This is a genomic window from Nostoc sp. C96, assembly GCF_059384975.1.
Genome location: NZ_JBXUHI010000002.1, coordinates 35,523 through 49,613, shown reverse-complemented (window position 1 = coordinate 49,613; position 14,091 = coordinate 35,523). Strand labels below are relative to the sequence as shown.

General features: G+C 37.6%; 23 protein-coding genes. 11 read left to right on the top strand and 12 right to left on the bottom strand.

Going from position 1 to position 14,091, the window contains the following annotated elements:
- The first annotated feature begins 5 nt into the window (after window positions 1-5).
- Window positions 6-788 carry a hypothetical protein gene (locus AC504W_RS28410; protein WP_494879805.1) on the top strand — a complete coding sequence of 261 codons (783 nt, stop codon included), beginning with the start codon at window positions 6-8 and terminating at the stop codon, window positions 786-788.
- Between the two features lie 23 nt (window positions 789-811).
- Entirely contained in the window at window positions 812-1,186 is a 375-nt protein-coding gene (locus AC504W_RS28405) for a hypothetical protein (RefSeq protein ID WP_494879803.1), read from the top strand.
- 49 nt (window positions 1,187-1,235) lie between these two features.
- Here AC504W_RS28405 and AC504W_RS28400 read toward each other — a convergent pair whose 3' ends face one another.
- The 3 genes from AC504W_RS28400 to AC504W_RS28390 form a co-directional block, all read right to left on the bottom strand.
- A complete protein-coding gene (locus tag AC504W_RS28400) occupies window positions 1,236-1,976 on the bottom strand; it encodes an antirestriction protein ArdA (RefSeq protein WP_494879801.1) in 741 nt (246 codons plus the stop codon).
- Window positions 1,977-2,061: 85 nt separating this feature from the next.
- The gene (locus tag AC504W_RS28395) at window positions 2,062-2,358 is read right to left on the bottom strand and encodes a DUF2958 domain-containing protein (protein WP_190968813.1); all 297 of its coding nucleotides are present in this window, start codon (window positions 2,356-2,358) and stop codon (window positions 2,062-2,064) included.
- A gap of 84 nt (window positions 2,359-2,442) precedes the next feature.
- On the bottom strand, window positions 2,443-2,607 hold the full coding sequence (locus tag AC504W_RS28390) for a hypothetical protein (protein WP_190968814.1): 165 nt from the start codon (window positions 2,605-2,607) through the stop codon (window positions 2,443-2,445).
- A gap of 494 nt (window positions 2,608-3,101) precedes the next feature.
- Here AC504W_RS28390 and AC504W_RS28385 point away from each other — a divergent pair, with 494 nt between their 5' ends.
- Window positions 3,102-3,347, top strand: coding sequence for a hypothetical protein (locus AC504W_RS28385; RefSeq protein WP_190968815.1), 246 nt, complete (start codon window positions 3,102-3,104; stop codon window positions 3,345-3,347).
- Window positions 3,348-3,795: 448 nt separating this feature from the next.
- Window positions 3,796-4,053, top strand: a complete 258-nt coding sequence (locus AC504W_RS28380) for a hypothetical protein (protein ID WP_494879792.1) — start codon at window positions 3,796-3,798, stop codon at window positions 4,051-4,053.
- 22 nt (window positions 4,054-4,075) lie between these two features.
- Here AC504W_RS28380 and AC504W_RS28375 read toward each other — a convergent pair whose 3' ends face one another.
- The gene (locus AC504W_RS28375) at window positions 4,076-5,161 is read right to left on the bottom strand and encodes an IS4 family transposase (RefSeq protein ID WP_494879799.1); all 1,086 of its coding nucleotides are present in this window, start codon (window positions 5,159-5,161) and stop codon (window positions 4,076-4,078) included.
- A gap of 242 nt (window positions 5,162-5,403) precedes the next feature.
- On the opposite strand from AC504W_RS28375, the gene AC504W_RS28370 reads away from it, so the two are divergent.
- Window positions 5,404-5,559 carry a hypothetical protein gene (locus AC504W_RS28370; protein ID WP_494879797.1) on the top strand — a complete coding sequence of 52 codons (156 nt, stop codon included), beginning with the start codon at window positions 5,404-5,406 and terminating at the stop codon, window positions 5,557-5,559.
- Between the two features lie 167 nt (window positions 5,560-5,726).
- The gene (locus AC504W_RS28365) at window positions 5,727-5,873 is read left to right on the top strand and encodes a hypothetical protein (protein WP_494879796.1); all 147 of its coding nucleotides are present in this window, start codon (window positions 5,727-5,729) and stop codon (window positions 5,871-5,873) included.
- 708 nt (window positions 5,874-6,581) lie between these two features.
- On the opposite strand, the gene AC504W_RS28360 is transcribed toward AC504W_RS28365, so the two are convergent.
- A complete protein-coding gene (locus AC504W_RS28360; RefSeq protein WP_494879796.1) occupies window positions 6,582-6,728 on the bottom strand; it encodes a hypothetical protein in 147 nt (48 codons plus the stop codon).
- Between the two features lie 566 nt (window positions 6,729-7,294).
- Here AC504W_RS28360 and AC504W_RS28355 point away from each other — a divergent pair.
- Window positions 7,295-8,347: an IS4 family transposase gene (locus AC504W_RS28355; RefSeq protein ID WP_494879794.1), complete on the top strand. Its 1,053-nt coding sequence runs from the start codon at window positions 7,295-7,297 to the stop codon at window positions 8,345-8,347.
- A gap of 56 nt (window positions 8,348-8,403) precedes the next feature.
- On the opposite strand, the gene AC504W_RS28350 is transcribed toward AC504W_RS28355, so the two are convergent.
- Together AC504W_RS28350 and AC504W_RS28345 are read right to left on the bottom strand one after the other, a co-directional pair.
- The gene (locus AC504W_RS28350) at window positions 8,404-8,661 is read right to left on the bottom strand and encodes a hypothetical protein (protein ID WP_494879792.1); all 258 of its coding nucleotides are present in this window, start codon (window positions 8,659-8,661) and stop codon (window positions 8,404-8,406) included.
- A gap of 448 nt (window positions 8,662-9,109) precedes the next feature.
- Window positions 9,110-9,355, bottom strand: coding sequence for a hypothetical protein (locus tag AC504W_RS28345; RefSeq protein WP_190968815.1), 246 nt, complete (start codon window positions 9,353-9,355; stop codon window positions 9,110-9,112).
- Between the two features lie 494 nt (window positions 9,356-9,849).
- Between AC504W_RS28345 and AC504W_RS28340 the strand changes: the two genes are divergently transcribed.
- The 4 genes from AC504W_RS28340 (at window position 9,850) to AC504W_RS28325 (ending at window position 11,221) form a co-directional block, all read left to right on the top strand.
- Window positions 9,850-10,014, top strand: a complete 165-nt coding sequence (locus AC504W_RS28340; protein WP_494879790.1) for a hypothetical protein — start codon at window positions 9,850-9,852, stop codon at window positions 10,012-10,014.
- A gap of 84 nt (window positions 10,015-10,098) precedes the next feature.
- Window positions 10,099-10,326 carry a DUF2958 domain-containing protein gene (locus AC504W_RS28335; protein WP_494879788.1) on the top strand — a complete coding sequence of 76 codons (228 nt, stop codon included), beginning with the start codon at window positions 10,099-10,101 and terminating at the stop codon, window positions 10,324-10,326.
- 153 nt (window positions 10,327-10,479) lie between these two features.
- Window positions 10,480-10,794, top strand: coding sequence for a hypothetical protein (locus tag AC504W_RS28330; RefSeq protein ID WP_494879786.1), 315 nt, complete (start codon window positions 10,480-10,482; stop codon window positions 10,792-10,794).
- A 16-nt stretch (window positions 10,795-10,810) separates the two neighbouring features.
- Window positions 10,811-11,221, top strand: coding sequence for an antirestriction protein ArdA (locus tag AC504W_RS28325; RefSeq protein WP_494879784.1), 411 nt, complete (start codon window positions 10,811-10,813; stop codon window positions 11,219-11,221).
- 225 nt (window positions 11,222-11,446) lie between these two features.
- Here AC504W_RS28325 and AC504W_RS28320 read toward each other — a convergent pair whose 3' ends face one another.
- From AC504W_RS28320 to AC504W_RS28300, 5 genes are all read right to left on the bottom strand, one after another.
- Entirely contained in the window at window positions 11,447-11,629 is a 183-nt protein-coding gene (locus AC504W_RS28320; RefSeq protein ID WP_494879782.1) for a hypothetical protein, read from the bottom strand.
- A gap of 42 nt (window positions 11,630-11,671) precedes the next feature.
- Window positions 11,672-12,454: a hypothetical protein gene (locus tag AC504W_RS28315; protein ID WP_494879780.1), complete on the bottom strand. Its 783-nt coding sequence runs from the start codon at window positions 12,452-12,454 to the stop codon at window positions 11,672-11,674.
- A gap of 10 nt (window positions 12,455-12,464) precedes the next feature.
- The gene (locus AC504W_RS28310) at window positions 12,465-12,917 is read right to left on the bottom strand and encodes a hypothetical protein (RefSeq protein WP_494879778.1); all 453 of its coding nucleotides are present in this window, start codon (window positions 12,915-12,917) and stop codon (window positions 12,465-12,467) included.
- Window positions 12,918-12,985: 68 nt separating this feature from the next.
- The gene (locus AC504W_RS28305; RefSeq protein ID WP_494879777.1) at window positions 12,986-13,420 is read right to left on the bottom strand and encodes a hypothetical protein; all 435 of its coding nucleotides are present in this window, start codon (window positions 13,418-13,420) and stop codon (window positions 12,986-12,988) included.
- A 76-nt stretch (window positions 13,421-13,496) separates the two neighbouring features.
- A complete protein-coding gene (locus tag AC504W_RS28300) occupies window positions 13,497-14,027 on the bottom strand; it encodes a hypothetical protein (protein ID WP_494879776.1) in 531 nt (176 codons plus the stop codon).
- Window positions 14,028-14,091 lie beyond the last annotated feature (64 nt).

Genomic DNA, 14,091 nt, shown 5'->3' with positions numbered 1-14,091 from the left:
TTAATATGCCATATACAAAAGAAGCATTGCAAAATATGTATTCTTTATCCCCAGAGGATGTCAAAGCAGCTTTGGAAATCTGTGAACTATCTACAGATAAGGAAGAATATAGCGATGAAGAGATTACAGCAGTTGACTTTCAGCAAGCAGTGGAACTAGTAAAACAACAGCATTCTCAAGCCTCTGCTACTCCAGAAAATGATGTTACAGAAGGTAAGAAGAGAAGGAAGGCTAAACCATTAGATATTACTGAATTATTGAGTAAAGCTCGTAATAAAGGATTTAAGCTGACTCTCATGGAAGCGATGCAAGTATTACAAGCCTGTGGTCTAGAGGAAAAAGATGAATACTCTTCGGCAGAGTGCGATCGCTTCCTTGAAGCTGGTGACTTAATCAAAAATCAACGTAAATCTGTTCAGGAAGTAGCACAACATTTTGGATTAACTACTAATACCAATGCTTCCACATCTAATTTAGATGCAGATACAGATACGCTTTTGGAGCAGTTAGGCGAAACTACAGCTTTATTAGGCCAGGAGGAACGAGAGTTAATTAGAGAAATGGTCAAGCAGAAAGCTAAAGGTGATATGGCTGGCCTACCTAAACTGTATTTGCAATCCCTACTAGAAGAAATGCGATCGCCCGAATTTCAAAATGAATGGCAGCAGCTAAGAAATGCTTTTAAAGACAAAATTATGGGAAAAAAGCCAACTTCCCCGATATTCCCGCAGCCGCAGCCTTTGATGACCTTGCCACCGACATCGGACAATGGGTTAGTATCCGAATAGCAGAAGAAAAGCATACTATTGAGGTGAAAGCCCATCAAGTTATTGAGGAAAAGGCCAGGCTTCGAGCCACCCAAATAGCTTTAAACAAACTCAATGAATCACAGCAATGGATTGAGGCTGAACAAAAACGCTCCGAACTTCGCAGCCAGCGATCGCAGCAATTTAGAATAAACCTGATTCACTTTGCCCGTTGGGTTGGTTCGGGTTGGTCAGGCTGGCTAATTTATCTGGGTTCTTTTGTTACTACTCTGTGCATTGGTTATGCAGTGGGGATTAATTCACCTTCTGCGATCGCTTGTCCTAATACTAAAAGCTACTGCTACCTGTTAAGACTAAATAAGGAAACAGTAGTTTTTCCAAGTCCTAAACCTCAACAACAAAAACCTCAAAAAAACTAAAGATATATTGAAACCAGAGGATTTATCCCTCTGGTTTAATTTTTCTTTATTAAAAGCGGCTGAATATATAGACTTTGTTATAACTTTCTTCTACTGAATAATAAGAATCAATGAACCAATCACGGGCTATTGCTTCTAGGTTGAGGTAAGAACTAGGAATTCCCATTTCTTCTAATTTTTTTAACACTCCTTGTTCTTCAAGTTGTGTATAAACAAAATCTTCCTCGCTTTCATATTCACCGTAATAACGTTCTTGAAAGTCTTCTATACTAGCTGAGGTACTATCGTAGTTATAATATGCGGCATAAGCTTCTCCATTTTCAGAAAGCATCTGAGCCAGTTCAGCTAATTTCTCTATGTCTTCATACTCATTGATATAAATACCGTGCCAATTTTGATAATCATGAATTGCGTATTCTTCGCAAGGTTCATCATCACGGCAAGGCGACCAAGACAACATCCACTCAATGTCTTCTCTAATAGCCTCTACATCTTGGGTACAGTCGATCCAAATTCCGTGTAGCATCCCAGAATTGTAGGCAGATAAACAAGCTACATAAATTTGTGGAGCGTCATCATCTTTACATTCGCGCTCGTGTCTTGGAAAAGGTAATTGGCATTGTGCGCCAATAATTAAAATATTAGCTAGACTGATTGCTAAATCAACAGCTAGTTTTTCTTGTTTAGGAAATTTTAAAATATTGCCTTCAACTTGGCAGTTGTAAAGTTGTTCAGCTACTAATTGTGCTTCTAATTCTGAACTAAAGACTACAAAATTTGTTGGCTGCATATATTGTAAATCTTCCTTAAGATTTGCCTTTAGAAAAAGCACTTTTAGTTTTGGTAAGTGCTTTTTCTTTTGAGTGCTAAAGCTTTTATTTTGTTTTGCGAAGTTGTGATAGAGGTGTAGGCTTAAAGTACAAATCGCGTTCAATTGGTAGTCCTAAAGGGCCACGAGCCTCGGATAATTCACTAAAACTGAAATAGCCGAGTTCTTCTGCAAATCCTTGTACTAACCCGAAAAACAAGTCTTCACGGTCAAATTCAAGTACATACCAAGTCCATTGAGAGTCAGGAGTGAAAAATTTGATATACGCAATAGGATCATCAGCTTGCTCTTGTGCGTACAGTACAGGTAGTTGAGCAATAATCTCAGGTGTTAATAATTGCATTTTGAAAATATTCTTGTTTGAAGCGAGACAAATAGGTTTCAACTGTGGTTTTTTGAAGGGAGGTTCATTGCCTCCCTTAAGTAGTTAGAAAGGAGTGTTACCAGTTTCGAGAGTTTTGTGAAGATAACCTTGCCAGTAGTCGCCGGAGTAAGATTGAGGAGGTAAGCCGATAGCGGCATCAAATTCACCATCGTAGTAGCTATCAGATGGAGCTTGAGCTTGGTTTTGTGGATCAATTTGAGTTAGCATACAGACATCCTTTTTATATGAGGCGGGTAAAATCCCGCTTTCCTTAACTAGTTCTATATTAAAAGAACTAGTTATTTAAGTCAATAACTAGTCCTATAAAACTTAATTATGTAACGTTATTCTAAATATAGAACTAGTTATTAATGAGAAAATTACGTATTGATGCCCTGTTGTCGAAATCCTCTCACTGTCCTACTATTAAAGATATAGGCTATACCATGAAAACTTGAACTAAAATCTTATCCATGAGTTAGTATAACCACTTATTTTATTAATAACCAGTTCTATTTCAGGAAGAACGGTTAAGATATAAAGCCTAAGTTACCTAAATCTATGAAGCATGGATGCAGCAGCTTTCAAGAGAAGTGATCATCTGAGTGTTATCACTAAACTAAAAGTAATGTATATAGATACAGTGTTGAAGCTTGAGTATAACTGTACAGTACTCAACCTTTAGTGCTAACTGCTAACTGTGGACTAATGACTAATGACTAATGACTATGGAAATTCATGAATTAACAGCCCAAAAAGCAAACTCACTTAACATAGAATATATTGATGATCTGATCAAGCAAGGCGTAAAGCAACTAAACGACGAGCAAAAAGCGATAAACAATGCACTTTCTGCTTTTGAAATGATGGTTTTTTGGAGTAGTCGTGATTGCCAAAGAGAAAAACAATACGCCGATGAATTCGGATTGCCTAAACCAATACTAGAAAAGTGGTTAGTAGATAAATAAGACTGAGACGAAATACAAATTATGGAATATTGCGTAGTTGAAACATATTGCCAAAGAATAGGTCGCTTTTTGTACAAAATAAAAAAGCATATTCGTGATGACGACAGTGTTATTTTTGTCTCAGATAGCTATCAAGTATGCAAAGAATTTGTATCGGAGCTTGATTCTTATAATTCATGTGGTGTTTGAGCAAAATACAAATTTTGATTTGTTATGCGGTCAGAAACTAATCTGGGTTAGCAGTTCAATATGCTATGCCGTAATCTGGAGGAAATGAGAGAAGCGATCATCAGCCCTGTCATGACTGTACAAAACAATTTAAACAGTGATATTGCCCTTTAATTTGTCACTATACAACTGGCTTTTGGAGATTAACTGAGAAAGGGCGAATATTTCAGCCCGACATTAGAGAAATAACTCACCCAAGTCAATTGATGAAATGATTAGCATGGATATTCCAGATATTCCATTTGATTTAGTAGAAATAGTGCAGGGTGTCAATAATGACTATTTCATCATTGATACCCTTGAAAAAGATGCTTTTATGTCACTGCCTGCTGATATAGAATCAATTTTTAATGCTTGCCACTGCGCTCAATATAGAGGCTCTTATTTCGATAATAAATATGCACTCGTCTTGGATATTTTGATTCAAGGGGCGACAAGCTCCCTAAAGTGCTTGCTGTATAAGCTCCATAGCCCTTAAACCTCGCTGATAATATGCTTGCTTATTGCGAATGGAAGTGACCAGTTCCTCGAACCCATGCTTGACACCCTTGCCAAGCAACTATCCAATTAAAACCATACAAACCTATCCAAAAATTGCTGTGCCTTTTTTCAGCTTTACTTTGCTCTTGAGAACGACAGACATAAGATTGTTGTCGCTGTAATTTAATTTTTTGACCTTGTAACCAAGCACTCGTCATTGCTAAAGCAATTAAGAATATTAAACGTACAAGTCTATCAGGGTTGGCTTGGGAACTTTCTAAATTATACCCGCCTGTTTTACAATCTTTGAACATCGCCTCAATCCCAAAACGTTGAGCATATATTTTGATGGCAGTGTTTAAATCAGGTAAATTAGTTAATAAATACCAAGCTTCCTTATCTTGCTTTCCCCGATACTTCCTTTTCCAATAAACAGCTAAATTGAACCAACCAAAACCTTGTTTTTGAGTAACTTTAACATCGGTATAAAAGGAGCGAATACCAGGATAAATCTCAATGCTACTTAAAGGCTGAAACTTCTGTCTTTTTTTCCGAAAAGTAGTATCTTTTTTTTGACGGAATACAAAACTCAGGTTCTGCTTGTGGAGCCATTGTGCCAGTTCTATACTGTGAAATTCTCTATCCCCAATAATTACTAGTTTGTATTTTTTTAATAAGCGAATTACTGGGCGTAATACTTTTTGCTGTTCTTCTAGGTTACTGCAACCATCTTTCCCTAACAAACACCAATATATTGGCCAAGCTCTTTTTTGATAAATCACGCTCACCATCAACACATTATTTTCTTTCCACTGTGTTCTATCCATCGCAATGGTTAATTGTGACCCTATTTTAAAATGTTGGTTAATTATGGCTTCAATGATGGGAAACCACAATAAGACTACACTCAAAGTATTCGATGTTAAAAACCTTTGTATATGCCGTCTACGACTGTTTTGTTGTATTGGTAGAGGTAAGGTTGCTGCCAGTCTTTCTATCTTCACCTGTTTCTGATTTTGTAATAACCACACCAACATCTTTAGGGTGACTAACTGTGCTTTATTTAGGTATTTTTCTAAGAAGTTTTGGTAGAATGATGCCAGCATTTTGATGACGGTCTTGATCAAATTACGAGACCGTTTTTTTTTACCATTAAACTGTACCCTACAGGTAGCTGCTTAATAACTGTACAGTTCATTCTCAATAAGTACCCAATTTTTTCAAGGGGTCTGTGTCTCCAAAACCATTATCTGGCATGGTTTAGAGGCGATTGTCGCCCCCTGAACTGAAAGAGATTGTGAAGAGAGGTAAAAACCCGGAGTATACGTGCCATCAGCACATAGGCAGAGTGGGAAGTAGCACAGGGCTACCGACTGACGAAGTGGTCATAGAAGCATATCAAGAATGGAATAATCGTAAGCGTTTAGAAGCAATTGATACAGCCATACAAGAGATAAAAATGGTGCTGAAAAAAGTTATGCTGTCAGAAACTAATGAGGCATAACTTAAAATACAGCGATCGCTGCTATGCCTATACAAGCTTGTATATAGATAATAAGTGTTAGCCTTTGTTATGGGTAAATAAAAGAGTAGAGTTAATGTTAGCGATCGCTTGTATTGTTATGGCTGTACTAATGGAAATGTGCATAGATGTTAAAAGTTAACCTTCGCATGGGTATACAAGAGGGTAAGAAAAATGGATACGATGCCTGTGGTGGTAGTAGCGATCGCCTGCCAAGCTATACCTATACAAGAGGCTTAGTCAAAGTAAGGAAGGACAGCGATCGCCTGTTAAGATGCCAATACAAGAGGGTATGAATGCAGATATCACTGTACAAAAATGTTGAGCCATACCTATATAAGAGGGATAAGGAATGGATATACAAAAGGATATAAATAGAGGCATCCCTATACAATAGGGAAAATATACAAATAATCTCTAGACAAGAGAGTAGGAATGCAGATATCTCTGTACAAGATGGTGAAGCCATGCCTATACATTAGGGTAAGTATGCAGATATGCCTAGACAAGAGGGATAGAGCATAGGTATACAACAGGGTATAAGCAGAAGTATCCCTATACAAGAGGATATGGGAGGTCACGAGAGAATAGCCAGTAGTATCCATGCACAAGAGTAATTGAATAGTCCTTACTAACATTCCTTGTTCTCTAGAGAACAAGGAATGTTAGTAAGGACTATTCAATTACTCTTGTGCATGGATACTACTGGCTATTCTCTCGTGACCTCCCATATCCTCTTGTATAGGGATACTTCTGCTTATACCCTGTTGTATACCTATGCTCTATCCCTCTTGTCTAGGCATATCTGCATACTTACCCTAATGTATAGGCATGGCTTCACCATCTTGTACAGAGATATCTGCATTCCTACTCTCTTGTCTAGAGATTATTTGTATATTTTCCCTATTGTATAGGGATGCCTCTATTTATATCCTTTTGTATATCCATTCCTTATCCCTCTTATATAGGTATGGCTCAACATTTTTGTACAGTGATATCTGCATTCATACCCTCTTGTATTGGCATCTTAACAGGCGATCGCTGTCCTTCCTTACTTTGACTAAGCCTCTTGTATAGGTATAGCTTGGCAGGCGATCGCTACTACCACCACAGGCATCGTATCCATTTTTCTTACCCTCTTGTATACCCATGCGAAGGTTAACTTTTAACATCTATGCACATTTCCATTAGTACAGCCATAACAATACAAGCGATCGCTAACATTAACTCTACTCTTTTATTTACCCATAACAAAGGCTAACACTTATTATCTATATACAAGCTTGTATAGGCATAGCAGCGATCGCTGTATTTTAAGTTATGCCTCATTAGTTTCTGACAGCATAACTTTTTTCAGCACCATTTTTATCTCTTGTATGGCTGTATCAATTGCTTCTAAACGCTTACGATTATTCCATTCTTGATATGCTTCTATGAACCACTTCGTCAGTCGGTAGCCCTGTGCTACTTCCCACTCTGCCTATGTGCTGATGGCACGTATACTCCGGGTTTTTACCTCTCTTCACAATCTCTTTCAGTTCAGGGGGCGACAATCGCCTCTAAACCATGCCAGATAATGGTTTTGGAGACACAGACCCCTTGAAAAAATTGGGTACTTATTGAGAATGAACTGTACAGTTATTAAGCAGCTACCTGTAGGGTACAGTTTAATGGTAAAAAAAAACGGTCTCGTAATTTAATCAAGACCGTCATCAAAATGCTGGCATCATTCTACCAAAACTTCTTAGAAAAATACCTAAATAAAGCACAGTTAGTCACCCTAAAGATGTTGGTGTGGTTATTACAAAATCAGAAACAGGTGAAGATAGAAAGACTGGCAGCAACCTTACCTCTACCAATACAACAAAACAGTCGTAGACGGCATATACAAAGGTTTTTAACATCGAATACTTTGAGTGTAGTCTTATTGTGGTTTCCCATCATTGAAGCCATAATTAACCAACATTTTAAAATAGGGTCACAATTAACCATTGCGATGGATAGAACACAGTGGAAAGAAAATAATGTGTTGATGGTGAGCGTGATTTATCAAAAAAGAGCTTGGCCAATATATTGGTGTTTGTTAGGGAAAGATGGTTGCAGTAACCTAGAAGAACAGCAAAAAGTATTACGCCCAGTAATTCGCTTATTAAAAAAATACAAACTAGTAATTATTGGGGATAGAGAATTTCACAGTATAGAACTGGCACAATGGCTCCACAAGCAGAACCTGAGTTTTGTATTCCGTCAAAAAAAAGATACTACTTTTCGGAAAAAAAGACAGAAGTTTCAGCCTTTAAGTAGCATTGAGATTTATCCTGGTATTCGCTCCTTTTATACCGATGTTAAAGTTACTCAAAAACAAGGTTTTGGTTGGTTCAATTTAGCTGTTTATTGGAAAAGGAAGTATCGGGGAAAGCAAGATAAGGAAGCTTGGTATTTATTAACTAATTTACCTGATTTAAACACTGCCATCAAAATATATGCTCAACGTTTTGGGATTGAGGCGATGTTCAAAGATTGTAAAACAGGCGGGTATAATTTAGAAAGTTCCCAAGCCAACCCTGATAGACTTGTACGTTTAATATTCTTAATTGCTTTAGCAATGACGAGTGCTTGGTTACAAGGTCAAAAAATTAAATTACAGCGACAACAATCTTATGTCTGTCGTTCTCAAGAGCAAAGTAAAGCTGAAAAAAGGCACAGCAATTTTTGGATAGGTTTGTATGGTTTTAATTGGATAGTTGCTTGGCAAGGGTGTCAAGCATGAAAGTCGAGGAACTGGTCACTTCCATTCGCAATAAGCAAGCATATTATCAGCGAGGTTTAAGGGCTATGGAGCTTATACAGCAAGCACTTTAGGGAGCTTGTCGCCCCTTGAATCAAAATATCCAAGACGAGTGCATATTTATTATCGAAATAAGAGCCTCTATATTGAGCGCAGTGGCAAGCATTAAAAATTGATTCTATATCAGCAGGCAGTGACATAAAAGCATCTTTTTCAAGGGTATCAATGATGAAATAGTCATTATTGACACCCTGCACTATTTCTACTAAATCAAATGGAATATCTGGAATATCCATGCTAATCATTTCATCAATTGACTTGGGTGAGTTATTTCTCTAATGTCGGGCTGAAATATTCGCCCTTTCTCAGTTAATCTCCAAAAGCCAGTTGTATAGTGACAAATTAAAGGGCAATATCACTGTTTAAATTGTTTTGTACAGTCATGACAGGGCTGATAATCGCTTCTCTCATTTCCTCCAGATTACGGCATAGCATATTGAACTGCTAACCCAGATTAGTTTCTGACCGCATAACAAATCAAAATTTGTATTTTGCTCAAACACCACATGAATTATAAGAATCAAGCTCCGATACAAATTCTTTGCATACTTGATAGCTATCTGAGACAAAAATAACACTGTCGTCATCACGAATATGCTTTTTTATTTTGTACAAAAAGCGACCTATTCTTTGGCAATATGTTTCAACTACGCAATATTCCATAATTTGTATTTCGTCTCAGTCTTATTTATCTACTAACCACTTTTCTAGTATTGGTTTAGGCAATCCGAATTCATCGGCGTATTGTTTTTCTCTTTGGCAATCACGACTACTCCAAAAAACCATCATTTCAAAAGCAGAAAGTGCATTGTTTATCGCTTTTTGCTCGTCGTTTAGTTGCTTTACGCCTTGCTTGATCAGATCATCAATATATTCTATGTTAAGTGAGTTTGCTTTTTGGGCTGTTAATTCATGAATTTCCATAGTCATTAGTCATTAGTCATTAGTCCACAGTTAGCAGTTAGCACTAAAGGTTGAGTACTGTACAGTTATACTCAAGCTTCAACACTGTATCTATATACATTACTTTTAGTTTAGTGATAACACTCAGATAATCACTTCTCTTGAAAGCTGCTGCATCCATGCTTCATAGATTTAGGTAACTTAGGCTTTATATCTTAACCGTTCTTCCTGAAATAGAACTGGTTATTAATAAAATAAGTGGTTATACTAACTCATGGATAAGATTTTAGTTCAAGTTTTCATGGTATAGCCTATATCTTTAATAGTAGGACAGTGAGAGGATTTCGACAACAGGGCATCAATACGTAATTTTCTCATTAATAACTAGTTCTATATTTAGAATAACGTTACATAATTAAGTTTTATAGGACTAGTTATTGACTTAAATAACTAGTTCTTTTAATATAGAACTAGTTAAGGAAAGCGGGATTTTACCCGCCTCATATAAAAAGGATGTCTGTATGCTAACTCAAATTAATCCACAAAACCAAGCTCAAGCTCCATCTGATAGCTACTACGATGGTGAATTTGATGCCGCTATCGGCTTACCTCCTCAATCTTACTCCGGCGACTACTGGCAAGGTTATCTTCACAAAACTCTCGAAACTGGTAACACTCCTTTCTAACTACTTAAGGGAGGCAATGAACCTCCCTTCAAAAAACCACAGTTGAAACCTATTTGTCTCGCTTCAAACAAGAATATTTTCAAAATGCAATTATTAACACCTGAGATTATTGCTCAACTACCTGTACTGTACGCACAAGAGCAAGCTGATAATCCTATTGCGTATATCAAATTTTTCACTCCTGACTCTCAATGGACTTGGTATGTACTTGAATTTGACCGTGAAGACTTGTTTTTCGGGTTAGTACAAGGATTTGCAGAAGAACTCGGCTATTTCAGTTTTAGTGAATTATCCGAGGCTCGTGGCCTTTAGGACTACCAATTGAACGCGATTTGTACTTTAAGCCTACACCTCTATCACAACTTCGCAAAACAAAATAAAAGCTTTAGCACTCAAAAGAAAAAGCACTTACCAAAACTAAAAGTGCTTTTTCTAAAGGCAAATCTTAAGGAAGATTTACAATATATGCAGCCAACAAATTTTGTAGTCTTTAGTTCAGAATTAGAAGCACAATTAGTAGCTGAACAACTTTACAACTGCCAAGTTGAAGGCAATATTTTAAAATTTCCTAAACAAGAAAAACTAGCTGTTGATTTAGCAATCAGTCTAGCTAATATTTTAATTATTGGCGCACAATGCCAATTACCTTTTCCAAGACACGAGCGCGAATGTAAAGATGATGACGCTCCACAAATTTATGTAGCTTGTTTATCTGCCTACAATTCTGGGATGCTACACGGAATTTGGAATCGACTGTACCCAAGATGTAGAGGCTATTAGAGAAGACATTGAGTGGATGTTGTCTTGGTCGCCTTGCCGTGATGATGAACCTTGCGAAGAATACGCAATTCATGATTATCAAAATTGGCACGGTATTTATATCAATGAGTATGAAGACATAGAGAAATTAGCTGAACTGGCTCAGATGCTTTCTGAAAATGGAGAAGCTTATGCCGCATATTATAACTACGATAGTACCTCAGCTAGTATAGAAGACTTTCAAGAACGTTATTACGGTGAATATGAAAGCGAGGAAGATTTTGTTTATACACAACTTGAAGAACAAGGAGTGTTAAAAAAATTAGAAGAAATGGGAATTCCTAGTTCTTACCTCAACCTAGAAGCAATAGCCCGTGATTGGTTCATTGATTCTTATTATTCAGTAGAAGAAAGTTATAACAAAGTCTATATATTCAGCCGCTTTTAATAAAGAAAAATTAAACCAGAGGGATAAATCCTCTGGTTTCAATATATCTTTAGTTTTTTTGAGGTTTTTGTTGTTGAGGTTTAGGACTTGGAAAAACTACTGTTTCCTTATTTAGTCTTAACAGGTAGCAGTAGCTTTTAGTATTAGGACAAGCGATCGCAGAAGGTGAATTAATCCCCACTGCATAACCAATGCACAGAGTAGTAACAAAAGAACCCAGATAAATTAGCCAGCCTCGAACCAACCCGAACCAACCCAACGGGCAAAGTGAATCAGGTTTATTCTAAATTGCTGCGATCGCTGGCTGCGAAGTTCGGAGCGTTTTTGTTCAGCCTCAATCCATTGCTGTGATTCATTGAGTTTGTTTAAAGCTATTTGGGTGGCTCGAAGCCTGGCCCTTTTCCTCAATAACTTGATGGGCTTTCACCTCAATAGTATGCTTTTCTTCTGCTATTCGGATACTAACCCATTGTCCGATGTCGGTGGCAAGGTCATCAAAGGCTGCGGCTGCGGGAATATCGGGGAAGTTGGCTTTTTTCCCATAATTTTGTCTTTAAAAGCATTTCTTAGCTGCTGCCATTCATTTTGAAATTCGGGCGATCGCATTTCTTCTAGTAGGGATTGCAAATACAGTTTAGGTAGGCCAGCCATATCACCTTTAGCTTTCTGCTTGACCATTTCTCTAATTAACTCTCGTTCCTCCTGGCCTAATAAAGCTGTAGTTTCGCCTAACTGCTCCAAAAGCGTATCTGTATCTGCATCTAAATTAGATGTGGAAGCATTGGTATTAGTAGTTAATCCAAAATGTTGTGCTACTTCCTGAACAGATTTACGTTGATTTTTGATTAAGTCACCAGCTTCAAGGAAGCGATGGCACTCTGCCGAAGAGTATTCATCTTTTTCCTCTAGACCACAGGCTTGTAATACTTGCATCGCTTCCATGAGAGTCAGCTTAAATCCTTTATTACGAGCTTTACTCAATAATTCAGTAATATCTAATGGTTTAGCCTTCCTTCTCTTCTTACCTTCTGTAACATCATTTTCTGGAGTAGCAGAGGCTTGAGAATGCTGTTGTTTTACTAGTTCCACTGCTTGCTGAAAGTCAACTGCTGTAATCTCTTCATCGCTATATTCTTCCTTATCTGTAGATAGTTCACAGATTTCCAAAGCTGCTTTGACATCCTCTGGGGATAAAGAATACATATTTTGCAATGCTTCTTTTGTATATGGCATATTAACTCCATTAACTAAATAATCCTTCAAAAGTGCTGTCGTCTTCGTGATATATCAAATCATCCAAAGGCTGAGAACCAGTGCTTATGACTTCTGTAGCAGTTGATGGTTGCAAGTTAATATCATTAAGCTTTGGTGGTTTAGCGACAGGTGGAAATGCTTTTGTAGTGGCGGCTGGTTGTAATACAGCATCATCGTCTAGTTCCAAACCAAAGCTTTCAGCTAAATAGCTAATATGCAATTTCAAACGATAAATAGCATTCTTAGCACATTGTCTTAACTCCTCATCAGAGTAACCTGCCTCTTTCATTGCAAATGGTAGCCAATAAGCATTTAGGGCAGAAAATAACTTGTCACGTTCGGTAAAAAGTGGGTCTTTCGCTTTGAGGAAATTGACCAGGGCAGTATTCAAGTCTTGAGATTCCAAAGCAATACGGAATCGATATTCTATTTGTTTAGCCATTGGCAGTACCTACTTGCACTTTAGTCTTCAAAGTGCTGCCGCACAGGTAGAAAAATAAACCATAAACATCAGTTAGTCGGTATTGTAATGACTTGGCAGCAACTTTGGGAAAAATTATCGGTAATTTGTGACTCCAAATAATCGCACCAATTAACTTTTGTTGTAGAAAATAAGTTGTTCAATTGAGAACGAAAATAATGAGCCGTACCACCACCCATAATTACCTCGTCAACATCACGAGGTACTTGCAACTTCAACCAATTGGATAACATCATCCAATACTCTTTCCTGCCATTAGTGATTGCATTTCTAATTGTGGTTATTTCATGCTCTTTGTAAGCTGCATCTACCATTGCCAATTCTTCTAAGGCTTTATTATTAATGTTCCGTCCCGCTTTACAAATTGCTGCCGTTAGTTGATGAGGATTTAAACCAGATGTTTGGGACATCACAGACTCAATCATTTTGGAAAATCCCAACGGCTCTGTTTTACCTTTGCTCATTTCTCCACGTTCAATCACTAGGATAGAAGTGTCTCTGTACCCTAACATAATCACAGCAATTGTCTAATCTCTGATGCTAGAGCCTGGGGCACGGGCCTCTTGTGAGAATACCTCCCCCTTCTGGAAGACAGACAAAAGCATCCAATTTAAAAGACTTAGCTTGTCCCTTGAACTTATAGTCAGCTAATGCTTTAGTGATTAATTCTCCAAATAAAGCTCTATCTTGGTACTCTCCCCACGGCAGCAGTATACCTAATTGGATAGCTGAGTTATTGGGTAAATCGTGTTTCGTAGCGATCGCGCCAACCATAGCCAGAACTTTCGGCAAAGCTAATTCAAATTTGCGGCGTTGCAGTTGTAAATCTGCATTGAATCGCTTTCGAGCCAAAAACCCTACAGCTTGAAAGCTGTTCTGATATTCAATCCAAGCACTATTCTCAGGTGAAGAATTACCGATTTTACTCTGTTCATAAGCTTGTAAGCTTTCTAAAGGAACTGTTGCAACTTCCGGCTCCATCAAAAGCAATTCCGGTTTAAAGCTCTCCAAAGTATAGAAACATTTGAGAAATGAACCACCCGAATCTACTGCAAGTTTTAGTGGACTCATAAAATTTAATGACTTACTTGAAGACTCAGTACACCAAAAATTAGTAGCAAAACGTATCAGTATA